Source organism: Amycolatopsis sp. NPDC004747, assembly GCF_053601335.1.
In genome coordinates, this window is record NZ_JBSGBQ010000007.1 from 351,049 (window position 1) to 376,254 (window position 25,206).

At 71.5% G+C, this 25,206-nt stretch carries 20 protein-coding genes; 10 read left to right on the top strand and 10 right to left on the bottom strand.

Features of this window, described 5'->3' with window-relative positions:
- Positions 1-341: 341 nt before the first annotated feature.
- Positions 342-725, bottom strand: coding sequence for a TIGR02391 family protein (locus ACWEGE_RS14590; protein WP_449660928.1), 384 nt, complete (start codon positions 723-725; stop codon positions 342-344).
- Positions 726-2,105: 1,380 nt separating this feature from the next.
- Here ACWEGE_RS14590 and ACWEGE_RS14595 point away from each other — a divergent pair.
- Together ACWEGE_RS14595 and ACWEGE_RS14600 are read left to right on the top strand one after the other, a co-directional pair.
- Complete coding sequence (locus tag ACWEGE_RS14595) at positions 2,106-2,612, top strand: RICIN domain-containing protein (protein WP_449660929.1); 507 nt, start codon at positions 2,106-2,108, stop codon at positions 2,610-2,612.
- Positions 2,613-2,759: 147 nt separating this feature from the next.
- Complete coding sequence (locus ACWEGE_RS14600) at positions 2,760-5,588, top strand: BTAD domain-containing putative transcriptional regulator (RefSeq protein WP_449660930.1); 2,829 nt, start codon at positions 2,760-2,762, stop codon at positions 5,586-5,588.
- A 195-nt stretch (positions 5,589-5,783) separates the two neighbouring features.
- Here the strand turns inward: ACWEGE_RS14600 and ACWEGE_RS14605 are convergent, their stop codons facing one another.
- Positions 5,784-6,362, bottom strand: coding sequence for a hypothetical protein (locus tag ACWEGE_RS14605; protein ID WP_449660960.1), 579 nt, complete (start codon positions 6,360-6,362; stop codon positions 5,784-5,786).
- Between the two features lie 241 nt (positions 6,363-6,603).
- Between ACWEGE_RS14605 and ACWEGE_RS14610 the strand changes: the two genes are divergently transcribed.
- Entirely contained in the window at positions 6,604-7,179 is a 576-nt protein-coding gene (locus ACWEGE_RS14610) for a dihydrofolate reductase family protein (RefSeq protein WP_449660931.1), read from the top strand.
- A 66-nt stretch (positions 7,180-7,245) separates the two neighbouring features.
- Positions 7,246-7,872 (top strand): alpha-ketoglutarate-dependent dioxygenase AlkB, encoded by a 627-nt coding sequence (locus ACWEGE_RS14615; protein ID WP_449660932.1) that lies wholly within the window; start codon positions 7,246-7,248, stop codon positions 7,870-7,872.
- A gap of 7 nt (positions 7,873-7,879) precedes the next feature.
- Here ACWEGE_RS14615 and ACWEGE_RS14620 read toward each other — a convergent pair whose 3' ends face one another.
- The 3 genes from ACWEGE_RS14620 to ACWEGE_RS14630 are packed head-to-tail and all read right to left on the bottom strand — an operon-like array spanning position 7,880 to position 11,524.
- A complete protein-coding gene (locus ACWEGE_RS14620) occupies positions 7,880-9,157 on the bottom strand; it encodes a cytochrome P450 (protein WP_449660933.1) in 1,278 nt (425 codons plus the stop codon).
- A gap of 53 nt (positions 9,158-9,210) precedes the next feature.
- Positions 9,211-9,855 (bottom strand): class I SAM-dependent DNA methyltransferase, encoded by a 645-nt coding sequence (locus tag ACWEGE_RS14625; protein WP_449660934.1) that lies wholly within the window; start codon positions 9,853-9,855, stop codon positions 9,211-9,213.
- A gap of 10 nt (positions 9,856-9,865) precedes the next feature.
- Positions 9,866-11,524 (bottom strand): peptide-N4-asparagine amidase, encoded by a 1,659-nt coding sequence (locus ACWEGE_RS14630; protein WP_449660935.1) that lies wholly within the window; start codon positions 11,522-11,524, stop codon positions 9,866-9,868.
- Positions 11,525-11,655: 131 nt separating this feature from the next.
- Between ACWEGE_RS14630 and ACWEGE_RS14635 the strand changes: the two genes are divergently transcribed.
- Together ACWEGE_RS14635 and ACWEGE_RS14640 are read left to right on the top strand one after the other, a co-directional pair.
- Positions 11,656-12,651: a LacI family DNA-binding transcriptional regulator gene (locus ACWEGE_RS14635; RefSeq protein ID WP_449660936.1), complete on the top strand. Its 996-nt coding sequence runs from the start codon at positions 11,656-11,658 to the stop codon at positions 12,649-12,651.
- A gap of 206 nt (positions 12,652-12,857) precedes the next feature.
- Positions 12,858-14,066, top strand: coding sequence for an MFS transporter (locus ACWEGE_RS14640; protein WP_449660937.1), 1,209 nt, complete (start codon positions 12,858-12,860; stop codon positions 14,064-14,066).
- A 48-nt stretch (positions 14,067-14,114) separates the two neighbouring features.
- Here ACWEGE_RS14640 and ACWEGE_RS14645 read toward each other — a convergent pair whose 3' ends face one another.
- From ACWEGE_RS14645 to ACWEGE_RS14655, 3 genes are read right to left on the bottom strand one after another with little or no spacing between them, the layout of a single operon-like run.
- On the bottom strand, positions 14,115-15,005 hold the full coding sequence (locus ACWEGE_RS14645) for an ROK family protein (protein ID WP_449660938.1): 891 nt from the start codon (positions 15,003-15,005) through the stop codon (positions 14,115-14,117).
- A complete protein-coding gene (locus ACWEGE_RS14650; RefSeq protein ID WP_449660939.1) occupies positions 15,002-17,830 on the bottom strand; it encodes a glycosyl hydrolase 2 galactose-binding domain-containing protein in 2,829 nt (942 codons plus the stop codon). The genes ACWEGE_RS14645 and ACWEGE_RS14650 overlap by 4 nt, the downstream gene beginning before the upstream one ends.
- Complete coding sequence (locus ACWEGE_RS14655; RefSeq protein ID WP_449660940.1) at positions 17,827-19,251, bottom strand: APC family permease; 1,425 nt, start codon at positions 19,249-19,251, stop codon at positions 17,827-17,829. The genes ACWEGE_RS14650 and ACWEGE_RS14655 overlap by 4 nt, the downstream gene beginning before the upstream one ends.
- Positions 19,252-19,387: 136 nt before the next feature.
- Here ACWEGE_RS14655 and ACWEGE_RS14660 point away from each other — a divergent pair, with 136 nt between their 5' ends.
- Entirely contained in the window at positions 19,388-20,560 is a 1,173-nt protein-coding gene (locus ACWEGE_RS14660) for an ROK family protein (protein WP_449660961.1), read from the top strand.
- A gap of 42 nt (positions 20,561-20,602) precedes the next feature.
- Here the strand turns inward: ACWEGE_RS14660 and ACWEGE_RS14665 are convergent, their stop codons facing one another.
- Positions 20,603-21,568: an NADP-dependent oxidoreductase gene (locus tag ACWEGE_RS14665; RefSeq protein ID WP_449660941.1), complete on the bottom strand. Its 966-nt coding sequence runs from the start codon at positions 21,566-21,568 to the stop codon at positions 20,603-20,605.
- 163 nt (positions 21,569-21,731) lie between these two features.
- On the opposite strand from ACWEGE_RS14665, the gene ACWEGE_RS14670 reads away from it, so the two are divergent.
- The gene (locus ACWEGE_RS14670; protein WP_449660942.1) at positions 21,732-22,670 is read left to right on the top strand and encodes a LysR family transcriptional regulator; all 939 of its coding nucleotides are present in this window, start codon (positions 21,732-21,734) and stop codon (positions 22,668-22,670) included.
- A gap of 10 nt (positions 22,671-22,680) precedes the next feature.
- On the opposite strand, the gene ACWEGE_RS14675 is transcribed toward ACWEGE_RS14670, so the two are convergent.
- Entirely contained in the window at positions 22,681-22,911 is a 231-nt protein-coding gene (locus ACWEGE_RS14675; protein ID WP_449660943.1) for a hypothetical protein, read from the bottom strand.
- A gap of 112 nt (positions 22,912-23,023) precedes the next feature.
- Here ACWEGE_RS14675 and ACWEGE_RS14680 point away from each other — a divergent pair, with 112 nt between their 5' ends.
- Together ACWEGE_RS14680 and ACWEGE_RS14685 are read left to right on the top strand one after the other, a co-directional pair.
- Positions 23,024-24,514, top strand: a complete 1,491-nt coding sequence (locus tag ACWEGE_RS14680; RefSeq protein ID WP_449660944.1) for an MFS transporter — start codon at positions 23,024-23,026, stop codon at positions 24,512-24,514.
- 3 nt (positions 24,515-24,517) lie between these two features.
- Positions 24,518-25,075, top strand: coding sequence for a TetR/AcrR family transcriptional regulator (locus ACWEGE_RS14685; RefSeq protein ID WP_449660945.1), 558 nt, complete (start codon positions 24,518-24,520; stop codon positions 25,073-25,075).
- The last annotated feature ends 131 nt before the right edge of the window (positions 25,076-25,206 follow it).

Below are 25,206 nucleotides of genomic sequence, written 5' to 3' on the forward strand. Positions count from 1 at the left end.
GTCAGAGCCATGATCCCGAACGACACACTTTGTGGACGATGTATCCGCTCCAGCGGCGCACCCCCAGCAAACGCCCTGCCACGGAAGTCATCGGCTACGTTCCCCAGATCGGGCGGCAACTACGGCTGGGCGAGCACATCTTCGTCAAGCAGGCGAGATGGCGGATCCTACAGCTGCGTACCCGGCATCGATGCCACTGTCGTCGAGGAGATCTCGGCTCCCTCCGCGCCGGCATGGGGAACCCCGGCTGCGGAGCCGAGACACGTGAGCTCCTGAAACTCGCCGAGGCGACTGGTCTCGTCTCCCAGACGGAAGACAACGTCGCGAACCAGGGCGATTGATCAAGCAGCCGGCCGGGCTTCGACACCGTCGAGCAGCCGCAGGAGCAGATCAGCCAACAGGACCGCATCGCTGGCGACTGCGGGGTCCTCGTACTCCACGGCTCGGTGCGATGTCGGGTTCTTGAACATCCCGATCACCCCTTTGAAGAGGTTCAGCATCGCCTGCTGCTCGCCCGGCTCAGCCTTGGGATCGACCAAAACCCCGGGGATCCCGGGAGCGAACGCTTTGTCGATCAGCTTGGTGCCCAGGTCCAAGTCCGACGCGCCGGCGAAGTCTCGGACGCGGATCTCCACCTCTCGCATGGCCACGAACACTGCGACGTCGTACTCACCGAGCAGGAATTGCTGCTCGACCAGCTGCGCGATGCGCGGGTGCAGCGACATCCCCAGCCGTTCGGCGGCAGCGAGTCATCAACCAACTCCAGCCTTCTGACAACGCGCGGCCGATCTCACGATCCCGGGCGGTCCCCTGTTGCTCGGCGCCCCTCATCCAGTTCTGACAGTTCCAGCCATCTCCAGCCTTATAGTCGCGCAAGATCAACAATGCGAGCGCGTCGATCGGCAGGGCCAGCGTCTCGGCTCTCGACCGCGTCCAGGTCATGGGAGTTCGCGTCCTCTCGTCGTCGCGATCTACCGTCGTCGATCAAACCGACCTTGTTACGGCTGCACGCAACGACGCTGCAGCCTGACCGCCTCTGCGACTTACGTCGTTGAACGCTGGCCCGTACCGACTTCGAACTGCCCGCCGGGTTCCTTCAGATCACTCGACAGCACGATGGCGCCACCGACACGCAGCCGGCCTGGCCTCCGGTCACAGACATCAACTTCAAGGCCCCGGACTGAGCAGTGCCACGGACGCCAGCTCGGGCCGTCCGCAAGCTGGTGCGGCTGGTCGCGAAGCGGGGCGGGGACGATATCGCGGACGGGCGTCCGGGTCGGCAGTGGGCGTTGCCGCTGGCCGACCGGGTGCTGCTGGTGGCGACGTATTGGCGGACGAACCTGACTTCGGCACCCGGCCGAGCGCGGCGCCGAGCCGGACCGCGTCCGGGATGCCCAGTGCGTGGGAGCTCGACGAACTCTCGCTCGGCGGCCAGCAATCCACTGTGGACGTCCACACGCGACCCGGCGTGGACGGCTCGCAGAGCACGGCGTCGACGACCACTGCCGTGTCCACATCGGACCATGAGTCGAGCAGCTCCGCCGGTTCACCGTCGCACAGGTGGGTGCGGACGCCGAGGATACGGGTCCGCATCCAGCGGCCGGCACCGCCACCGCAACGCCGGTACTCGTTGCCCACTCCGGTGACGACCGCCCGGGTCACCGGCCCTCCCAGGTGATGTCCAGGAAGGGCGCGGCGATCCGTGCCCGATTCCGGCCCGTGGCGGTACCTCGACGAAGGCATGGGGCGGAGGTTCCCACGCGTCGATGATCCGCAGCGCTTCCTCGACCGCGTACACGATCTCGACCCCGCGGACCAGGATGCTGCGGAACGGGTTGCGGCACACCGGTCCCAGTCCCGCCTCGGCCGCCACCTGCCGCGCGGTCTGCGACAGCTGCGTCGAGTTGATGGTGTAGCGCGCGAGCGTCCGGGTCACCCGCCCAGGACGTCCTTCACCGGCGGGCTCACCCTCGGCGACACCCCCTTTCGCCGGAGGCGTTTGCGCAGGGCCGGGTCGCCGTCGGTTTCAGGGCGGTTTCAGGCCCGTTCCAGTCCCCGGTGTGAAGCTGCCCCGGCCATCGATCAAGACGAGAAGGAGGGTAGGCATGTTCAGAAGGAGCCGTGTATACGCGCTTTTGCTCACCTTGCTGGCCGCGCTGGGGGTCGCACTGGCCGGCGCGCCGGCCGAGGCCGCGACCGACGTGCAGATCTCGGTGCTGGGTGAGAACGCCTGTCTCGACAACGCCACGGAAAACGCCGGGAAGCTGCAGATGTGGCGGTGCACCGGCGGTGCGGAGCAGAGATGGATCGAAGTGGTCAACAACGCCACCGGAAGGGTGCTGTTCGTCAACAAGAACACGGACTGGTGCATCACGGCGCCGCCGGGAGCGGGCTCGGTGGTGATGCGGCCCTGCAACAGCGCGGACCCCACCCAGCAATGGGGCGTCTCCATCCAGTCGACTCCTCCGGGGCAGCCCTTCGCGGTGTACGAACTGCTCGTGAGCACAAGCGGGCTCTGCCTGTGGACGAGCACCGTGCGCAGTGGCACGGTGCCTTCGATGGCCGGCTGTGACGGTCTCGGCAGCTTCAACGAGAGATGGGTGCTGAGCTAGCGGCGAAGCCGGCCGGTCCCTGTGCGCTGCCCTTTCGGGCACCGCACAGGGACTGGTGGGCTGCCGGGCACCACGAAGCCGCCGGCACGCCCGCGACGAGAGTAGGCTGCTCCAGCATCGGGCCGGGTGCTGAAGGGGCGAAGCCGGATGAGGGTGCGACTGCTCGGTCCGGTCGACATCGTCGTCGGCGGGGCGGCGCGCCCGGTACCCGGACAGCGGCGCAAGGCGGTCCTGGCCGCGCTGGCGTTGCAGCCCGCCCAGGTGGTCAGCAGCGATCTCCTCATCGAAGTCGTCTGGGGTGACCGGCCGCCCGCCACCGCGGGAAACACCCTGCAGTCGCATCTTTCCTTCCTGCGCAAGGCACTCGGCGACCGGGCCGCGATCCGGTCCCGCCCGCCCGGCTACAGCCTGGAGATCTCCGGCGAGGTCACCGACGTCCAGGCAGCCGAACGCCTGGTCGGCGAGGGCACCCGCTGCGCCGACCCCCGCGACGGCGCGGCCCGGCTGGGGGCCGCGCTCGGCCTCTGGCGTGACCGGCCGCTGGCCGACGTCACCGGTCTTCCGTGGTTCGACGAGCACGTGCGGCGGCTCGACCACCTCCGCCTGCGCGCCGAGGAGGGCCTCATGCGGGCCCGGCTCGCCCTCGGCGAACACACCCAGCTCGTGCCCGAGCTGGAGCGCCTGTGCGGCGAACACCCGTGGCACGAAGAGCTCCACCGGCTGCTGATCCTGGCCCTCTACCGCACCGGCCGCCAGGCCGACGCACTGGCGGCTCACCAGCGATTGCGCCGCACCCTCGCCGACGAACTCGGCATCGAGCCCGGCCCGGCGTTGCGCGAGCTGCACACCGCGATGCTGCGCCAGGATCCGGCCCTCGACGCGCCGTCGCCCCCGGCGACGACCGGAACGACGCCGGCGTTCCCGGTCCCGGCCCAGCTGCCTCTCGCCCTCGCTGCGTTCAGCGGGCGCAAGGACGAGCTGGCGCGGCTCGACCAACTGCTGCCGGGTACGGGGGCAGCCGGTCGGGCGAGCGGTGGCGTAGCAGTCGTCTCGGCCGTATCGGGGACCGGTGGAGTGGGCAAGACCGCGCTGGCGGTGCACTGGGCGCACCAGGTGCAGGACGCGTTTCCCGGCGGCCAGCTCTACGCGAACCTGCGCGGGTTCGATCCCGACGGCGCTGTCGCCGACCCGGCCGAGGTACTGCGCGGATTCCTGGACGCGCTCGGCGTGCCGCCGGCCCGGATTCCCGCCGGGTTCACCGCGCAGGCAGGGCTCTACCGCAGCCTGCTGGCCGGCCGGCGGGTCCTGGTCCTGCTCGACAACGCCCGTGACGCCGAGCAGGTGCGTCCCCTCCTGCCGGGCTCCACGACCTGCCTGACCCTGGTCACCAGCCGCAACCGGCTCACCAGCCTCGCCGTGACCGAGGGCGCGAACCTGCTGACCGTCGACGTCCTCACCCCGGACGAGGCCCGGGACCTGCTCGCGACCCGGCTCGGCACCCGGCGGGTGGCCGCCGAGCCGGACGCCGCGCGTGAGATCGTCGACCTGTGCGCCGGGCTGCCCTTGGCGCTGGCCATCGTGGCCGCCCGGGCAGCCGCGGCGCCCGCAGTTCCACTCGCCGCGTTCGCCGCCGAGCTGCGACGGCCCGGCGGCCGCCTGAACGCACTCGACGCCGGGGATCCGGTCAGCCGGGTGCGGGAGGTGTTCGCCTGGTCGTACCGCGGGCTCGGCGCCGACGCCGGCCGGCTCTTCCGGCTGTTGGGCCTGCACGCCGGGCCCGACGTCGGCCTGCCCGCCGTGGCCGCGCTGGCCGGCGTCACCCGGGAATCCGCCCAGGCGCTGGTGACCGAGCTGATCCGGGGAAGCCTGCTCACCGAGGTCTCCACGGGCCGATACGCCTGCCACGACCTGCTGCGCTCCTACGCCGGCGAGCTGGCCGTTACCCACGACCGTGACCAGGACCGCGGGGAGGCGATCGGCCGGCTGCTCGAGCACTACGTCCACACCGCCCACGCCGCCGACACCCGGCTCAACCGCAAGCATGCGCTGTTCACCCCGGTTCCCGCCCGACCGGGGGCGGCACCCGAGGACTTCGCGGAGTCCGGGGCGGCGGTGCGGTGGTTCACCGCCGAGTACCCCGTGCTGGTCGCCGCCGTGGCTCAGGCAGGCGCCCGTGGTTTCGGCACCCACGCCTGGCAACTCGCCTCGGCCGTGAGCACTTTCCTCGACCGGCAGGCACGCTGGGAGACGATGGCTTCCTGCCACGACCAAGCGCGGGAAGCCGCGCAGCGAGCGGACGACGAGGCAGGGCTGGCCAACGCGCACTGGGGGCTGGCGCTGGCCGAGGCGGGCCGGAACCGTGTCGAAGAAGCCCGCGCGCACGGCGAACTCGCGCTCCGCCTGTTCGGCGAGCTCGGCAACCACGCCGGTCAGGCCCGTACCCTCCAGAACCTGGCCTGCCTGGCCGGGCTGGAGGGCCGCCAAGAGGAAGCCGTCGAGCACAACCTCCGGAGCCTCGCCCACTACGTGGCCGATGCCGACCGCGCCGGCCAGGCCGCGGCGCTCAACAACCTCGGCTGGTGCCTGACCGAACTCGGTGACCACCACCAGGCCCTCGCCCGATGCCGGGAGTCCCTCGCGCTGAGCCAGGAACTCGGGGACGTCAACGGCCAGGCCCACACCTGGGACAGCCTCGGCTACCTCCACCACCGGTTGGGCGAACACGGGGAGGCGGTGGACTGCTACCGCCAAGCCGCCGGCCTGTTCCACGCGAGCGGGGACCGGACGGGCGAAGCCGTCTGCCTCGCCTACCTCGGCGACACCCACCACTCCGCCGCGGACCCCGACGCCGCCCACCACGCCTGGACGCGGGCCCTGACCCTCTTCGAGGAGCTCGGCCACCCGGACACGGCCGCCCTGCAGGCCAAGCTCCTCGACCACCTTGGTGCCGATCCCGAGGCGCAGCACGGTTCCTGAAAGTGCCGTTCCACCGTTCACCCCGCGCCGGGCCGACCAGTCCCGGCGATCGGCGTCCAGCGGTCACCGTCGGGCGCGGGACGCAGCCGACGGGATTTTCAAACCGCGCCACGCTGGGGTGGCACGGCCTGAAAATCCCGAGACGGCCTGACAAGGCCAAAAGCCATAAAACTGCAGTTCAGGCCCCTATCTGCTCTACTTGTGCCAGAACTTGATCCCGCTCCACTGCACGGTGATCGGCCCGGCCCCGCTCGCGGTGCGGTAGCTGCCGAACTTGTCGTAGTAGCTGCCGCCCGGGCTCGAAACCGAGTCCTTCTGCGAGCCGTTGATGTACACCTTGTGCGTGCTGCCGACCTGGTTGATCGTGTTGACCCGCACCGAAGTGCCCACCGTCGCCCCGGTCGCGATCGTCTCGCCGCCGTGCACGGCGTAGAGCCGGCCGCCCTTCTCCACCGCCAGCAGGAAGAACGGCCCGGCGCTGGAGCCGTCCCGGAACGTCTGCTTGAGGCTGATCCGGGAGCCGCCCATGCTGGTGATCTTGAACGAGCCCTCGAACTGGTGGGTGCCGCCGGTGTAGGTGGTGTAGCGGCGTTCCGCGCGCTGGTCGCCGCTGCCGGTCGAGCAGGTGAGCTTGAACGTCAACCCGGAGACGTCACCGCAGCCCCGCTCCTGCTCCGAGTAGCCCGGCGAATCCGCGACCCACGGACCCGTGCCGACCTGGGCTTGCACCGCCGGGGTGAGCACCGTGAGCCCCAGCGCCGTCGCCGCGAGCACGCCCGCACCGCGAAGTCTGTGCACCGTCAACCTCCTGTGTCACTCGAGGCGGCGGTCACCCGGCAACAGGTTCAGACCTTTGCGGGCGTGGAAACGACTGTACGAGCCCGGGCCGCGGCGGGCAAGAGCCGCCATTCCCGCTCTGCGGTCTGTCGGAAGTTTTCTTCGGGAGCCGTGTCGAATCCGGCTCGCCCCGTTCGACAGACTTGCAGGAGCAAGATCGACCACCGAGGAGCACCGCATGCGCACCCTGATCTCCACCTCGTTCGTTTCGCTCGACGGCGTCGTCGAAGGCCCCGGCGGCGAGCCGGGGTACCGCAACTCGGGCTGGACGTTCAAGGACATCGAGTTCGACCCCGCCGCCTACGCGATCAAGGGCAGCGAGCAGGAAGAAGCCACCGCACTGCTGCTCGGCCGGGTCAGCTACGAGGCGTTCGCGCCGGTGTGGCCGGGCATGACCGTCGAGTTCGCCGGCTACAACGCGATGCCGAAGTACGTCGTGTCGACCACCCTCACCGAGGCGGACCTGGTGGACAACTGGGGCGAGACGACGATCCTGCGTTCGCTCGACGAGGTCGCGGCCCTGAAGGAGACCGAAGGCGGCCCGATCATCGTCAACGGCAGCGCCACCCTGAACCGCGCACTGGCCGACGCGGGCCTGATCGACCGTTACCACCTGCTGGTCTTCCCCGTCCTGCTCGGCGCCGGCAAGCGGCTGTTCAGCGAGACCGACAAGGACAAGCAGAACCTCAAGCTCGTCGAGAGCGAGGCCTACGGCAACGGCATCCAGAAGCTCGTCTACGACGTCACGCACTGAGCGCCGGCGGGCCCGGCCGATGTTTCACGTAGAACATCTGTTCGAACATCGTGTACGGTCGGACCCATGACGACCCCGGCTCTGCAGGCCTCGCTCTTCGGCGAATCCGGCCCCGTCACGCTGCACGCCCTGGCCCCGCGCCGGACCGAGCTCGGCTCCGGCGCGTGGGTCGACGTGCAGCCGGGCTGGCTCGCCGGCGCCGACGAGGTGTTCACCGAGCTCGCCACCGGCGTCCCGTGGCAGGCCGAGCGGCGGAAGATGTACGACCGCTTCGTCGACGTCCCGCGGCTGCTGTGCTTCTACCGGGAAGAGGCACCCCTCCCCCACCCCGTGCTCGCGGAGGCCCGCACCGCGCTGAGCGAGCACTACGCCGGTGAACTCGGCGAGCCGTTCCGCACCGCGGGCCTGTGCTACTACCGCGACGGACGCGACAGCGTGGCGTGGCACGGCGACACGATCGGCCGCGGCAGCACCGAAGACACGATGGTCGCGATCCTCTCGGTCGGCACGGCCCGCCAGCTGGCCCTGCGTCCCCGCGGCGGCGGCGAGTCCCACCGGTACGCGCTCGGCCACGGCGACCTGATCGTCATGGGCGGCTCGTGCCAGCGGACGTGGGAGCACGCGGTGCCGAAGACGAACCGGGCCGCCGGGCCGCGGATCAGCATCCAGTTCCGGCCCCGCGGCGTCCGCTGAGACCCCGTCAGTCCACCAGCACCGGGAGCTCGTCCAGACCGTACACAATGGACACCTTGCGGAACGACAGCTCGTCTTCCGGCACCGCCAGCCGCAGGTTCGGGAAGCGGCTGATCAGCGCCGGGTACGCGGTGCGCAGCTCCATCCGGGCCAGCTCCGCGCCGATGCAGCGGTGGATGCCGTAGCTGAACGCCAGGTGCGACGTCGGCTCGCGGGTCGCGTCGAAGGTCTCCATGTCCGGGCCCAGCTTCGGGTCGCGGTCGGCCGCCGACAGCGACACCAGCACGATGTCGCCCTCGGCGATGTGCACGCCGCCGATCTCCATGTCCTCCTTGGCGAACCGGGGGAACGCCATCTGCACCACGGTCAGGTAGCGCAGCAGCTCCTCGACGAAGCGGTGCACGGACTCGTCGTCGCCGCGGACGGCGTCCATCGCCTTCTCGTCGCGCAGCAGCACCAGCGCCCCGAGCGCCAGCATGCTCGCCGTGGTCTCCAGCCCGCCGGTGAGCACGCCGTCGGCCAGGCCGGCCAGCTCGCGGTCGTCGATCTCGTCGCCGTGCTCCTTGATCAGCATGCCGAGCAGGCCGTCGCCGGGCTGTTCGCGCTGCTTCTTGACGATGTCGAGCAGGTAGGTCAGCGACTCCGACATCGCGCCGAGCGAGGCACCCGCGCCGCCGAAGAGGTCGAAGCGGGCGGTGCTCAGCCGCTGGAAGTCCTCGCGGTCCTCATAGGACACCCCGAGCAGCTCGCAGATGGTCAGCGACGGGATCGGCAGCGCGAACGCCTGCCACAGGTCGACCGGGCCGTCGGCCGCGGCCATCGCGTCGAGCTGCTCGGCGACGATCTCGTCGATGCGCGGGGCCAGCCGGCTCAGCCGGCGCATGGTGAACTCCGGCGTGAGCAGCTTCCGCAGCCGGGTGTGCACCGGCGGGTCCGCGAAGCCGAGCCCGCCCGGGTTCTGGTCGGCGGTCACCCCGGCGTTGCCGACGAGGTTGCCGAAGTCGCTGGAGAACCCGGTGGCCTTGCCGAGCACGGCCTTCGCCTCGTCGTAACCGGTGACGAGCCAGGCGTTCATCCCGAACGGCAGGTCGAGCTTGCCGATCGGCGCCTCGCTCCGCTGCGCGGCCATCGCGGGGACCGGGTCGAGGCCGTCGCGCTTGAGCGGCAGCAGCGCCGAATCGGGCAGGATGGACGACATCTTCTCGAGGTCGAAGCCTTTTTTCGACTGCCGGGCGAGGTAGCGCCGGCCGACCCAGCCCAGGACCCGTGAGCGGAGACTCCCCATGGGACCGACAGTACCGTACTAGCCCGATCGGGTGACAAGAAGCGAGACGGGGTTCACGCCGGCTTGCGGGCCAGCAGGGCGGCCTGCGGCACCTTCTCGTACGGCGGCTGCGGCTCGCGGACCAGCCGCGCTTCCACGACCAGCCCGGCGCCGGCGCACAGGTCGGCCACGAACTCCGGCCGCAGCCGGTACGCGTCCAGGACGATGTCGTGTCCGTAACCGTGGGTGAGGTGCCGTCGCTCGTCACCGACGTGGAACCCGGTCAGCAGCAGTCCGCCCGGCGCCAGCACCCGGGCCAGCTCCGCGACCACCGGCGGCAGTTCCGCCGGGGGCGTGTGGATCAGCGAGTACCACGCCACCGCGCCGGCCAGGGCACCGTCCTCGATGTCGAGAGAGGCCAGCGAGCCGACCTCGAAGCGCAGTTCGGGATGCGCGCGGCGGGCCGCATCGACCATGCCGGGCGAGAGGTCGACGCCGAACACGTCCAGCCCGAGCGAGGCCAGGTACCCGGTCAGCCGGCCCGGGCCGCAGCCGAGGTCACCGACGGGGCCGCTCTTCCCGGTCAGTTCGGCGAACGTCCCCAGCACCGCCCGGTCCCACGGGCTCTCGTCGAGGAGGTTCCGCAGCTGCTCGGCGTAGGAGTCGGCGACGGTGTCGTAGGCGGTCCGGGTCTCGGCCACGAAGGCGGGTTCGGTCACGAGCCGGACCCTATCGCCGGGGCAGCTCCCGGTTCTCGGTGATCAGCCCGTGTTCGCTGGCGACGTAGTGGAAGTACGGCCGCCCCAAGTCGTCGGCACCGGTGAAGAGCGTCTTCGAGCGGCCGTCGGCCTCGGTGTTCACGCCGTTCGTGCGGGCCAGCACGCCGGAGGAGGCCAGCCACTCCCGTGACGCGCCTGCCGGCCGCCAGCTCCGGCCGTCCCCGGTGAAGTCGCCGAGGATCTTCGTCATGTCCGCCGAGCCGGAGATCCGTAGGTTCTGGTCGTCGGTGATGTTCGCCGTCGCGTCCGTGGTCAGCGGGTAGGACCATGTGTGCCGCGCCGCCGCGCGGACTCGGCCGTCCACTGTGGACGTCGAGGTCTGCTGCCCGGAGTCCGCCTGCACGACGTGCTGGGTGAAGCCGCCGCCGGTGACGTCGTCGCTGTTGCGGTAGTCGCGGGTGCGCTCGACCCGCGTGTACACCCGGCCCGCGGAGGTGTCGACGTACCCCGCCGTCACGTCGTCGCGCTTGGCGGTGACCGTGACGTTCACGCCGCCGGAGATGTCCTTGACCGCCGTCTGCCGGACCGGCGCGGCCGCGACGTCGTGCCGGGTGAGGGCGCCGGAGGTCTGCGCGGCGTTTTTGTCGGTGTAGAGCAGTAACGTCGGGACGACGGTGAATTCGCCGCCGATGTCCGGGAAGGAGAAGGAGAGGTCATGGGTACCGCCGTCGACGAGGCGCCCCGCGAAGGGCGTGACGTCGTAGGTTTCGGCGTGCAGGCTGAAGGTGTCGATCGCGACGATCGGCCGCCACAGCTGCGGCACGATCCCGCCGGAATAGATGTGCGGGAAGGTGAACGCGCTCCCGGCGGGGGTGCCGTCGATGGCGAAGTTCGCTTCGCGGTAGGGGCCCTTCCCGCAGAGGCCGGCCGCCGGGTACTTCGCGGCCACGTCGTCGGGGACGTCGTCGAACCACTGCTCGTCGCAGGCGTGGCCTTCGAGCGTGACCTCGAGGTAGGCGCGGGTGATGTTGCGCGGCAGGCCCTGGGCGCTGAAGTGCACGGTGGGCGCGCCGGGTGTCGCGTCGGCGTGGCCGAACCCGGCGACGTGGTCGGGCGTCTCGGGCGCGGGGTGCCTGCGGTCGGCCTGGTAGTAGGTGAGCGTCACGGTCTGGGCGTAGACGCCGGTGTAGATCGGCGAGTTGTAGTTCTCGATGCCGCCGTGGAAGGGCTGGGAAGTCCGCAGCAGCGCGCTGTAGGGCGTCAGGTCCTTGTCGAAGTGGTAGGTGATCGGGCGTTTGCCCTCGCCGCTGGGCTCCTCGGTCGTCCCCCACCAGACTTCGGTGCCGCCGATCTTCAGGTCGCCGATCCGGTCGTACTGCCGCCCGCTCACGGTGACGGTCTGGTCCATGACGACCTTCGCCCACGGCCCCGGGCAGGCCTTGGGCGGTTCGAGGGTGCCTTCGTAGAACCGCGGGCTGCCGTCGGCGGCGTTGGACCGGAAGGCGTCGGCGAGCGTGACGCTGCAGTGCGGTGTGTCCGGCCGGGTGACGGCGGGCGCGGCGGTGACGGGATTGTCGGTGTCGCCCTCCACGATCGGTGCAGCCGAGGCGACCGCCCCGGTGCACACCCACGTCAGCACGAGCGAAAGGACGATCGTGAAGATCCGCACCCGGACTCCTCCCAGTGGCAGGCACACCCGGGTCGGAGCCTAGCGGCGCGATCATGCGACCAACGTCGGTAATCGGCTTCTGAAACGTTTCAGATCGTGATAGGCTCACGCCTTCTCAGCGAGGGGGTGCGGTGGTCGGCATCAAGGACGTCGCGAAGCGCGCGGGCGTCTCGATCGGCACGGTGTCCAATGTGGTCAACCGGCCGCACGTCGTCGCGGCGGCGACGCGCAGCCGCGTGCTTTCGGTGATCGAGGAGCTCGGCTACGTGCGGGACGAGTCCGCGCGGCAGCTGCGGGCCGGGCGCAGCCGCGTCATGGGCCTGCTCGTGCTCGACCTCGGGAACCCGTTCTTCGTCGACGTCGCGCGCGGAGCCGAGCAGGCCGCGCACGCCGAGGGCCTCAACATCATCACCTGCAACAGCGGGCAGCGGTCCGAGCTGGAAGCGTCGTACCTGGCGATGTTCGCCGAGCAGCGGGTCCGCGGGGTGCTGCTGAGCCCGGTCGCGACCTCCGGCGAAGCCCTGCGGACGTTCCGGCGCACCGGCACGCCGTATGTCTTCGTCGACCGCAAGGCCCCGGCGTCGGAGGCGAGCTCGGTGTCGGTCGACGACGTCGCCGGCGGCGCGCTCGGCGGACGGCACCTGCTGGAGACCGGGCACCGGCGGATCGCGTTCGTCAACGGTCCGGCGATCCTCGCCCAGTGCCGCGACCGTGAACAGGGGCTGCGCAACGCGCTGGCCGGCTCCGGCGCGGAACTGACGGTGCTGGAGGCCATCGGCCTCGACGTCGCTTCGGGCCGCGACGCCGGAGCCCGCCTGCTCGGCGCGAGTCCCCGCCCGACGGCGGTGTTCTGCGCGAACGACCTCCTGGCGCTGGGCGTGCTGCAGGCGATGGTGGGCGCGGGCGTCCGCGTCCCGGACGAGATGGCGATCGTGGGCTACGACGACATCGAGTTCGCGGGCGCGGCGGCGGTCCCCCTGACGTCGGTCCGCCAGCCGGCCCGCCGCCTCGGCCGCACGGCCGCGGAACTGCTGCTGGCGGAGACGTCGGACACGAAACCGGAGCGCCAGGCGGTGGTCTTCACCCCGGAGCTGGTCGTCCGCGAGTCGACCCGGGTGCGCCGCTGATGCGCGCCGCCTGGACCGTCGGGGCGACCGGCTTTCGTTCGCTTCGCAACTTCTTCCTTTCGCGGTAAGGCCGCCACACCGGGCGAGCCACGGGTGAGGAGTCTCGGATTCACTCCGGAGCGCGACGACCGCCACCGCGGAACTTCCACCGTCCCCCACCGGTAAATCGGTTGGAATTCACCGATCGCTTCGGCAAGCTCGGGACCATGGCCTCGAGGTGGGTGCGGCTGCAGGCCGTCGCGGTGTCCGGTTCGTCCGCCGAAGGCCTGCTCCTGGCCGCCATCCCGCTGCTCGCGGTCTCCGTCACCACCGATCCGCGGGAAGTCTCGCTGATCAACGTCGTCGGGGAAGCGCCCTGGCTGCTGCTGTCCCTGTTCGCCGGGGTGCTCATCGACCGCGTCCGCCGGACCACCGTGCTGGCCTGGGCGTACGCGGTGCTGGCCGGGGCCGCTGTCGTGCTCGCCGCCGTCGCCTCCGGCGGGCTGCTCAGCCTGCCCGTGCTGGTGGTGGTCGCCTTCGTCGTCACCTCGGCGCGGGTGCTCGGGGACGGCGCCAGCGGCGCGCTCGTCCCGGAGGTGGTCGGCGCCGGCCGGCTCGCCCACGCCAACGCGCGGCTCACCGTGATCGACCAGGGGGTCGTGCGGTTCGTCGTGCCGCCGCTGACCGGGTTCCTGATCGCGGTGAGCGGCGGGGCACCCGCCTGGCTGGCCGTGGCCTGCGCGGTGGTCGCGCTCGTGCTGGCCCGCCGGATCCCCTCGGAGTCGGTCGTGGCCGCGACCACGCACCCGCTGCGGGACCTCTCGGGCGGGCTGCGGCACCTGGTGCGGACGCCGCTGCTGCGGTCGATCACGATCAACGTCGCCCTCGGCTCGTTCGCCGCGAGCGCCGGCAACGCGATGTTCGTGCTCTACGCGACGCAGGTCCTGCACGTCGGCCCGGTCGGCTACGGCCTGCTGCTCGCCTGCCTCGCCATCGGCTGGGTGGCGTCGTCGTTCGTGGTGCAGAAGATCGTGGACCGGCTCGGCTACTCGTGGTCGATGCGGTTGTCGCAGAGCCTCGGTGCCGTGGTGGCGCTGCTGATCGCGCTCGTCCCGCCGTGGCCGCCGCTGGTGGGCGCCGTGCTGGTCTCGCTGACGGCATCCGTGCTGATCTGGAACGTCTGCTCGCAGTCGAGCCGCCAGCGCTTCACGCCGGCGCCGCTGCTGGGCCGGGTGCTCACCAGCCACCGCGCGCTGGCCTGGGGCCTGACCCCGCTGGGCGCGCTGGCCGGCGGCCTGGTCGCGGCGCACTGGGGCCTGCGCGCGGTTTGGGTGATGGGCGCGGCGGTTCAGGGCGTCAGCGCGGTCCTCGTGTGGTTCCAGCTCTCCCCCGCCGCGTTCCGGCGCACCGAAGAACTCGCCGCCACCCAAGCCTGAAACCGGGTGGTGTGCCGGGTCGGGGCACCGGCACACCACCCGGACGTGCTAACCGCCCAGGGCCAGCGCCACCGCGCCCAGCAGCGCCGCGTCCTGGTCGAACCGGGCCGCCACCAGCTCCGGCGGGAACGGCACCGCGTGTGCGAGCCGGTCCGCCAGTGCCGGCAACAGCACGTCCGCCGAGCGCACGAGCCCGCCGCCGACCGCGATGCGCTGCGGGTCCAGGGCGATCGCCAGGTTGGCCACGTGCATCGACAGCTCGTCGAGCGCGGCCGTCACCAGCTCCTTGGCCTCGACGTTCTCCTTGGCCAGCGCGAACAGCTCCCCGGCGGTGACCGGGCGGCCGAGCAGTTCGCTCGCCCGGCCGCCCAGCCCACGCCCACCGACGGCTTCCTCGAGCGGCGCCGCTCCGCTCGCGAAACCCTCGGTGTCCTGCGGCGAGAGCAGGTTGTACCCGATCTCGCCGGCAGCTCCGTTGGCGCCGGTCAGCACCCGGCCGCCGATCAGCACCGCCGCCGCGATGCCGGTGCCCAGTGACAGGAACACCGCCGGGTCGGCCCCGGCCAGCGCGCCCCAGCGCCACTCCGCCAGCGCCGCCGCCTTCGCGTCCGTGCCGACCGAGATCGGCGCGGCGGGGAACTCCGCGGCCACCAGCTCCGCCAGCCGCAGCTGCTCCCACCCCGGCACGTTCGGCGCGAGCAGGATGCGGTCCGGCAGCACGATCCCCGGGCTGACGACGCCGACGCAGGCGGGCACCGCGCCCTCGTCGGCCAGGAGGGCCCTGGCCGCGGCGAGCGCGCGCACCACCACCTGCTCGGCCCCCGCGTGCGCGTCGGTGTCCAGCCGGCGGGTCGCCAGCAGGGTGCCGTCGCGGTCGGCGAGCCCCAGCGCCACCTTCGTGCCGCCGAAGTCGATCCCGAGAATCCGATCGTCGCTCACGCGTGCGCCCCTCCTGTCCCCCGCACCACGACCCGGCCGGTGTTGAACCCGTCGACGCTGATCACCGGCGCCGCGCCGCGCAGGTCCGCGGCCCGGTAGGTGACGGTCAGCGTCTGCGACTGGCCCGGCCACAGCGTGATGTCGTTGTCGTCCCAGGTCGCGTTCGCGAGCTGGTTGTCCCCCGGCGCCTCCTGCCCGTCCGGCGTGCCGCGGCGGACGTCGGCCCGCAGGAAGAACGCCGCGCCCGGCGTCTTCGAGGTGTTGGTGACCGTCACCGTGGTGACGAGGTCACCGCCCTGGGCGCGGGTCGACGCCACCGCGCCGACCTGCGACTTCGGCAGGTTGCGCAGCGCCTGCAGGTTGCCGTACTGCGAGAGCGTCGCCTGCGGGTTGCCCAGCGTCTTGGCCCAGTCGACGACGTCCTTCTGCGTCGAGAGCCAGTAGACGTTCCGGTCGACGACCTTCCCGCCCTGCTTCACCTGCAGTTCCACGAAGTAGACCTGCGCGGGCGCCGGTGCCTTCGTCTCGGCGGGCACCTTGGGCTTCAGGACTCCCGTGCGCACGCCCTGCGAACCCAGCGAGATCCCGGAAGCCGTCTGGTCGTCGAGGACCTTGCCCGCGGTGTCGAGCACGCGGGCCTGCACCGAAAGCCCGGACTGCGTGGCCGCACCGAGGTTGTCCAGGGTGACGGACCCGTTGTCGTAGCCGTAGATCGCGTGCAGCGGCTTGTTGGCCTTCTGGGCGCCGAAGTACGCGCCCGGCTGGTCGCCGTCGTCGTTGTAGAGCGACCACAGCAGCGTCGGCCAGCCCTTGTTCAGCTGCCAGTAGACGACCCCGGTGGCGGGGTTGGCCTTGTCCGTCGAGTGGTGCAGGAACGCCTCGAACTGCGAGCGGGTGTTCTCGTAGTTCGCGATGTTCGCCAGGTCCACATAGGACTTCAGCGAGCTCCACTTGCCGTACCGCTGCAGGATGGACTGGTCCAGCGTGTACAGCGTGCCGAAGGCGTAACCGCCGTGGCCGGGCTCGAAGTTGGCGTGGTACTGGTTGTACGCCGGGTCCTGCCACAGCTTCGCCTGCTCGGCGGGCGAGAGGAACCGCTTGATCGAGTCGAGCGTGGGCACGGTGTGCCCGGCGCTCTGCTCGCTCGCGAAGCCCCAGGCGCCACCGGCGTTCGTGCGGCTGTCGTCGGAAGCGTCGAAGTGCGAGCTGTCGTACCAGTAGGACGGCGGGACCCAGTCGTACGGGCCCTCCTTCTCACCCGAGTTGCCGAGCGTCGGCGTGCTCTTGTACTCCGCCGAGGCGATCACCGGGACCTGGAAGTCCTCCTGCCGGAACGCGGTCAGGACGGCGTGCTCCTGGTTCGGGAACGGCTCGTTGTCGCTCCAGCCGTAGTTGAACACGCTGGGGTGGTTGCGTTCGCGCTGCGCGATGCTCACCGAGGAGTCGTGGATGATCCGCAGGTCGCGCTCGCCCAGCTGCTCGGCGGTGTCGGGCTGCCAGGCGTCACAGCACAGGAACCCGCCGATCACCAGCAGCCCGGCGCGGTCGGCCTGGTCGTAGAAGTCCTGCGGCATGTCGTGGCCTTCGAGCCGGACGCCGGACAGGCCGAGGTTCTTGATCAGCGCGAGCTGGTGCGCGGTGTCGGCGGAGTCGTAGCGCAGGAACAGGTCCGGCGCGAAACCGCCGCCGCGGAAGACGAAGTCCTTGCCGTTGACGGTGAACTGCCGTGCGCCTTCGGGCAGCGCCGCGGACTTCCCGACCAGGCGCGAGGTCACCGTGCGGATGCCGAAGGTGCTCTTGGACGACGTCGACAGCACACCGCCCTGCGAGACCGCGGTGGTCAGCCCGTACAGCGGCTGCTCGCCCATCGAGTACGGCCACCACACCTTCGGGTGGTCGATCTTCACCGGCGCGAAAACGACCGTCTGCTTGGTGTTCGCGGGGATGGTGACGCGCTGCTTGACGACGATCGGCGCGCCCGAGGGCGGGGTGATCGTCGCGGCGACGTCCCCGGTCTGCACGGTGGCCGCGTTGTTGGTGACGTCGAGCTTCACCGTCAGCTTCGAGCTCGACAGGTCGGGCGCGTTGTCCTGGACGACGTGGGCGTTCTCGCCGGTCAGCGCGTCGGAAACCTGCAGGGTCGGCGGGAACTGGATGCCCGTGTCGTTGTCCGGCGGGATCTGGCCCCAGTCGACCTGGTCGAGGGTGTACATCTTCAGCGGGTCGTTCGGGTAGACCTTGATCGCCAGGGTGTTGCGGCCCGGCTTCACCAGCTTCGTGACGTCGAAGGTGTGCCCGGCGAACGCGCCGCTCACGACGTCCTTCGTGGCGACGAGCGAGCCGTTCACCCAGACGTCGCCCTCGCCGACGATGCCCGGGATGGTCAGCTTCGCGTGCTGCCCCGGCCGGATGTCCGGGGTGAAGTCGGTGCGGTACCACCACGGGTCGGAGAACGGCTTGGTGACGACGGGACCGAGCTTGTCGACGTACCCGAAGCACTTGCGCATGTTGTCCGAGAAGAAGACGTCCGGGCACTGGCCGTTCTGCACCAGGGCGTTGATCTCGGTGCCGGGCGCGCCGGCGTCGTCCGGCTTGACCGGCAGCCAGCCGCGGGTGGCGTACCCGGGCGTGGAAACCTTCTCGCCGCCGTCCTTGGCGCTCGCCGTGGTCAGCACCTGCCAGCCTTGCCGGCCGATCGTGGTGAGCCCGTGCGGCTGTGTGAAATCCTGCTGGGCGAGGTCCTGCTGCGCGGACGCCGGCGCGGCCACGCTCAGCACGCCGGGGACGAGGAGCAGCGCGGCGAGCACCGCGAGCTTCCGGGTCATGCCTGAGCCCCTTCCGGTTCGGTGGCGAAGGCTTCCTTGATCTCCTTGGGCCCGAACGGCCACGTGTGCTCGGCCCTGGCGTAGACGAGGTAGGCGAGCGCGCCGACGGCGATCCAGCCCAGCGACAGCCAGATGGAGAGCCACTCGGCCGACTTGTAGATGTAGACCCAGCCGATGCCCGCGACGATCGTCGGTCCCGGGTAGAGCCACTGCCGGTACGGCCGCTTCAGGTTCGGTTGACGGCGGCGGAGCACGACGATCGCGGCGACCTGGGCCAGCGACTGGATGATGACCAGGGTCGCGACCGCCGCGTTGATCACCTCGGTCAGGGTGAACAGCGAGCCGATGATCGTGATGGCGCCCATCGTGAGCACGCCCGCGGTGGGCAGGTGCAGCTTCGGGTGCAGCTTGCCGAACACCGGCAGGAACACCTTGTCGCGCGCGGCCTCGAACGGCACGCGGGAGCCGCCGAGCAGCCCCGCGAACACCGACCCGATGGCGGCGATGACGATCAGCACGGTGATGGTCTTGGCGACCCCGGTGCCCCACACCTGCTCCAGCACCGACGACGCGACCGACTTCGCGTCCTTCAGCTGCTCCAGCGGGATCGAGCCGAGCACGCCGACCTGCAGGAGGAAGTACAGGCCCATGATGCCGAGGATGGAGAGGATGATCGAGCGGGGCAGCGTGCGGCCCGGCTCGCGGACCTCGCCGCCGAGGTAGGCGGAGGTGTTGTAGCCGAGGTAGTCGTAGATGGCGATGATCAGGCCGGCGCCGAGGCCGCCCCAGAACGTCCCGTCGCCGAAGGAGCTGAACGCGCCCGGGGTGAAGGCGAACGCCTGTGCCGCGCTGAAGTGCGAGAACGCGGCGACGATCGTCGTCAGCACCGCGACGAGCATGACCACGAACAGGACCGTCGTGAGCTTGGAGATCTGGCCGATCTTCCGGAACAGCGCCAGGATGACGACCAGCGTGATGCCGACGCCGATGACCTTGCCCAGCGGCGTCGTGCCCGCGTCGTCGGTGACACCCGGGATCAGGTAGCCGAGGTACTGGACGAGCCCGATGATGCCGGTCGACATGATCAGCGGGATGAACAGCACCGCGCTCCAGACGAACAGGAACGGCATCAGGCGCCCGGTCCGGTACTGGAACGCTTCGCGCAGGTAGAGGTACGTGCCGCCGGCGCCCGGCATCGCGGCGCCGAGCTCGGCCCAGATGAGCCCGTCGGCCAGCGCGACGATCGCCCCGATGATCCAGCCGAACATGGCCTGCGGGCCGCCCATGGTGGCGACCATGGCGGGGATCGTGACGAACGGGCCGATCCCGCACATCTGGGTCATGTTGATCGCGGTGGCCTGCAGCGGGCCGATCTTGCGTTCCAGGGCCGGCGGTCCCCCGGGCCGAGTGGGTGAACTCACGACGTGCCTCCGACTAGTAGTTAGTAAAGTTTCTTAACATAGAACGCCCCGGGCCGGAAGGGCTCGCGGATAAACTTGCGGCAACTCAGGAGGACGCGTGGGACGAAACGGGCCCCCGGTCGGGACCCCGGCGCACATGCGGGCCCTCAACCAGCGCCTGGTGCTGGACCGGCTGCGCGCGCACGGCGAAGCGACGCGTCCCCGCATCGCGGCCGACACCGGCCTGTCGAAACCCACGGTCGGCCAGGCCCTGCTCGACCTGGAGCAGCACGGTCTGGTCCGGACCACCGGCCGCAGCCTGGCGGGCCCGGGCCGCGCGGCGGTCGTCTACCGGGCGGCGCCGGACGCGGGGTACGTGGTGGGCGTCGACATCGGGCGGCGCCGGATCCGGATCGCCGTCGCGGACCTCGAAGGCAGCATCGTCGCCCGGCTCGACGAACCCAACCGGTGCCGGTCGGCGAGCGCTTTGGTGCGCACGGTGCGCGAATCCGTCGAACGCGCGGTTTCCTCGGCCGAGCTGAGCCCGCACGAGGTCGTCTCGACCGTGGTCGGCACGCCCGGCGTCCCCGACCCGGCGACGGGCACGGTGCACCGCGCGCCCAACCTGCCGGGCTGGGAACGGCGCGGCCTGCTGCACGAGCTCGTCTCGGCGCTGGCCGCCCGAGGTTCGGACGTGGTGGTGGAGAACGACGCGAACCTGTGCGCGGTCGGCGAGCACGCCCTCGGTGCGGCACTGGGCGTGGACGTGCTGGTGTGCCTGACCGTCGGCACCGGGATCGGCATGGGCCTGCTCATGGACGGCAGGCTGTTCCGCGGCGCCCACGGCGCGGCCGGCGAGATCGCGGACCTGCCGTTCGATCCCCGGCCGTCCGGCACGGGTGCGCGGCACCCCTGCCCGGTGGAGACGGCGGCGGCGGGCCGGGCGGTGCTGGCCGCGGCCCGGTCCCGCGGGCTGACGAAGGCGCGGTCGGCGAAGGACGTGTTCCGGCTGGCCCGCGCGGGCGACGAGCGGGCGCTCGGCGTGGTCGAGGAGGAAGCGGAGAAGCTCGCGTACGTGGTCGCGGCGGTGACGGCGGTCCTGGACCCGAGCCTGATCGTGCTGGCGGGCGGCATCGGCGGCAACACGGACCTGCTGGCCGGGCCGATGCGCCGGGCGCTGGCCGCGACGACGCCGGTGGTCCCGGAGATCGTGGCCGGCCAGCTGGGTGAAGACGCGGTGCTGGCGGGAGCGATCGCCACGGCGTTGACCACCGCCCGCGAGCTGGTGTTCGACCGCCGGGGCCTGAGCCGCGCCGCCGGGGACGCCTGACCCCGGTCCACAGTGGACCCAGGGTGGTGCCCCGGAGCGCGGCTACGGGAGCAGGACCAGTTTGCCGGGCGCGTGGCCGCCGAGGCCGGCGCGGTGGGCTTCCGCGGCCTTTTCCAGCGGGTACGTGCCGGCGATGACGACCCGCAGCCGGCCTTCGACGAGCTTTTCGACCAGGTCCGGCCTGGCCGCGGCGCGGACCTCGGTGCCGAGGTCCGCGCCGGGTTGGTTGCCGATGACCTTGACGCCTTCGGTGACCCGGCGGTCGCTGCCGGCGATGGAGGCGATGCGGTCCGGGTGGCCGACCAGTTCCAGGGAGGTGTCCAGCGCCTCCTCGGTGCCGGCCAGGTCGAGTGCGGCGTCGACGCCCCCAGGCGCCGCCGCCCGGACCCGGTCGGCGAGCCCGGGTCCGTAGGCCACGGGCGTGGCGCCCAGCCGGTGCAGGAGTTCGTGGTTGGCCTCGGACGCGGTGGCGATGGCGGTGGCGCCGAGGTCGACGGCGAGCTGGACGGCCATGAGCCCGACGCCGCCGGAGCCGCCGTGGATCAGGACGCGGTCGCCCGGGCGCACTCCGGCGGCGTGCAGCGTGTGCGCGGCGGTGGTGCCGGCCAGCATCAGCGCACCGGCGACCGGCCAGTCCACGGCGGCCGGCTTGCCGATGAGCGAACCGGCACCGGCCACGACGTAGTCGGCGTAGGCGCCGGTGACGGGGTGGACGATGACTTCGTCGCCGATCGAGACGCCTTCGAGCTTCGCGCCCACCGCGGTGACGACACCGGCGCATTCGAGCCCGATCCGGGGCAGCGCCTCCGCGCTGACGCCGGCTTCGGCCTTGTGCTTGTCGTCGATGGCGTGGAACGAGCCGCTGTAGAGCTTCCAGTCGATCGGGTTGACACCGGCGGCCCGCACGCGGACCACGACCTGGTCGGCCGCCGGGACGGGGACCGGCACCTCGACCAGGTCGAGGACTTCCGGGCCGCCGTAGGACATCGGTCGGATCGTGCGGGCCATCCCAGCGCTCCAAGAGTTCCGTTTCGCTCGCCGCGGACGGCGGCGAGCCCGCTTCCGCGGCTCGAGATCCACTGAACCGCCTCACCGGCATGACGTCCACTGCATGGTTGGTAACTTGGGAGTGCGTTCCGTGCACTCCTCGATGATCGGAGGCAGCGCCTCGATGAACGACCTGGACCTGAACCTGCTCTGGGTCTTCGACGCACTGATGGAGACCGGCAGTGTGGCGGCGGCCGCGGACAAGCTGCACCTGTCGGCGCCGGCGACCAGCCGCGCGCTGGGCCGGCTGCGGCGGGCGATGAACGACCCGATCATGGTGCGCGCGGGGCGGGGGCTGGTGCCGACACCGTTCGCGCTGCGGTCCCGAGCCGAGGTCAGAGCACTCCTGGAAACGGCGACCCGGTTGCCGACCGCCCCCGCCGAAAGCCCGGCCACCTGGCGGCGCACGTTCGCCATCCGCATCAACGACGGGCTCACCCCCGTCATCAGCGCACGGCTGGCCGGCCCGGTTTCCGCCGAAGCGCCCGGCGTCACGCTGCGCTTCGTGGCCCAGGACTCCAAAGCCCCGGAACCCCTGCGCGACGGCACCCTCGACCTCGACCTCGGCGTCGCCAAGGCACCGCCACCGGACTTGACCACCCACACCCTGTTCGTCGACCGCGTCGTCGCCCTCGTCGCCGCCGACTCCGAGCTGGGGCGGGCGGCCGAACTGAGTCTCGACGACCTGGTGCGCCACCCCCACGTCTCCGCCTCCCGCCGAGGGCTGGACCACGGACCGATCGACGAGCGGCTGCGCGAAGCCGGCCTGTCCCGGCGCGTCACCTCGGTGGTCCCGAACTACGCGGCCGCCGCCCTGATGGCGCTGCAGCCCGGCCTGATCAGCATCGCGCCGAGAGTCCTCGCCGAGGACCTCGTCCAGCGCGGCATGCCCGTGCGCTGGCACGACTTCCCGCTCCCGCTCCCGCAGGTCGACGTCGATCTCCGCTGGCACCGGCGGCTCGACGAGGATCCCGCCTCCCGGTGGCTGCGCAACCACATACGCGCCGCGGTCGAGCCGCTCACCACGGGACTTGCCCGACGAGGCCGGCCGGCGCGGCCGTGAGGCGCAGCTCCTAGTCCGACGGCCCCCGCAGGGTGAGCACCACGCGGAGCACGTACTCCACCGCCGTCGGGAAGGGGGCGCCGCGCAGCTCGCCACGGTCGGCGAGGTTGCGGGCGGCGAACTCCAGCTCCCGCTCCGGGCCGCCCCGCCGCACCAGCAGCGCCGCGATCTCCTCGAAGTCGAGGTCCGGGTGGTCCAAGCGCGTCAAGGCGAACTCGATGATCAGTTCCTCGGCCGTCACGTCCGCCTCCTTCCACTCCTTCCAGCGTACCGGCGGCCAGGGCCGTCCGGTTCCGGTCAGGTGGCCGGTCTCACGCCGGTTACTGTACCGTCCAGACGGTATAGTAAGTCTCATGACCTCCACCCTGCCGTCTTCCGCCCGGCCGTTGAGCCCCCGGCGCCGCTGGGCCGCGCTGGGCGTCCTCGTCGGCGCCGTGCTGCTGCTGGCGGTCGACGGCACCGTGCTGTACCTGGCCGTGCCGTCGCTCACCCGGGAACTCGCGCCGACCGCCACCGAAATCCTCTGGATCGGTGACGTCTACTCCCTCGCGCTGGCCGGGCTGCTCGTCACGGCCGGGAACCTCGCCGACCGGTTCGGGCGCAAGAAGGTGCTGCTCCTCGGCACCGCGGCGTTCGGGCTCGCCTCCGTCCTGGCCGCCTTCTCCCCCACCGCCGGCGTGCTCGTCCTCGCCCGGCTGCTGCTCGGCGTCGCCGGCGCGACGATCATGCCGTCGACGTTGTCGCTGATCCGGACGCTGTTCGCGGACCCGCGCGAGCGCACCCGCGCCGTCGCCATCTGGTCGGCGGGCTCCGGCGGCGGCATCGCGCTCGGTCCGCTGGTCGGCGGCACGCTGCTCGAGCACTACTGGTGGGGCTCGGTGTTCCTGATCAACGTGCCGATCGTCGTCGTCTTCCTGATCGCGGGCGCGTGGCTGCTGCCGGAATCGCGCGACCCCGCCCCGGGGCGGTTCGACCTGCTGTCGGCCGGCCTGTCGCTGGCCGCGATCGTCCCGCTGGTCTACGCGGTCAAGCACGCCGTCAGCGCGGGCCTCGACGGCCAAGTCGGCGTCGCGGCGCTGCTCGGGCTGGTGTCCGGGGCCGCGTTCGTCCGCCGCCAGCGGCGGGCCGCGGCGCCCCTGATCGACGTCACGCTGTTTCGCAACGGTGCCTTCAGCGGCGCGGTCCTGGCGAACTTCATCGCGGTCTTCGCGCTCATGGGCCTGCTGTTCTTCTTCTCGCAGTACCTGCAGCTCGTCCGCGGCTTCTCGCCGCTGCAGGCGGGGCTCGCGGAGATGCCCGCGACGCTCGCCTCGATCGTCGTCGTGGCCGCCGTCGGGGTGGTCGCCGGGCGGCTCGGGCCGGGCCGGGCCGTCGCGGCGGGGCTCGCCGTGGCCGCGCTGGGCCTCGCGCTCGTCACGGTCGCCGAACGGGCCCCGCAGTACTGGTGGCTGGGGTGGGCGCTCGTGCCGGTCGGGCTGGGTATCGGGCTGGCGCTGACGCTGACCGTCGATTCGGTGCTGTCCGCGGTCCCGCGGGACAAGGCCGGTTCGGCGTCGGCGATCTCCGAAACCGCCTACGAACTCGGTGCGGCGCTGGGCATCGCGATCCTCGGCTCGCTGGTGAACGTGGTCTACCGCGCGTTCCTGCCGCCCGGCCCGGTGCCCGGCGAAGTCCGCGACTCCCTCGCCGGGGCACTGGGCGTGCTGGCCCCGGAGTCGGAACTCGCCCGCGCAGCACGGGAAGCCTTCACCGGCGCCATGCAGGTGACGTCGCTCGCGGCGGCCGTCGTCACCGCCGTCGCCGCGCTGATCGCCTGGCGTACCATTCCGTCCGGAAAGGACTGACGAATGCCTCGCAAGGCCGGGCGCAGCCCGGAGGAGACCCGCCGCGCCCTGCTCGACGCCGCGGCGACGGTCATCCGCACCCGCGGCGTATCGGCCTCCCTCGACGACATCGCCCGCGCGGCCGGGGTGTCGAAAGGCGGGCTGCTGTACCACTTCCCCGCCAAGGACGCGCTGGTGCGCACGCTGGCCCAGGACCTGCTGGACGCTTTCCGCACGGAGGTCCAGGCGGCCCTCGACCCGGCGGACACGGCCCCGGGCCGGCTGACGCGCGCGTACGTCCGGGCGTCGCTGGACACCTCCTACGACGAGGTCGCGATCCGCGAGACGATCGCCCTGATCGCGCTGCTGATCTCCATCCCGGAGATCGCCGAGCTGGCCCGCGCGGACGCCGAACGCTGGGAACGCGACCTCCACGACGACGGCCTCCCGGCCGACGTAGTCACCCTGGTGGTCGCGGCAGCCGACGGCGCGAGCACGGCACCCCTGTGGGGCGGGGGCATCGACGTGGCCGCCGTGCGGAAGCTGGAGCAGCAGCTGCTCGCGCTGACCCGGACCTCCTGACCGGCCACTGTCAACCCGACTTTGGTGGTGGGAAATCACCACTTTCCCGGCCCTACGTTAGTCGGCTCCGGCGAAGGGGCCTTCCGGGTAAATTCTCGACAGCGCGCGCAATTCCGGCAAATCCCCGTCCC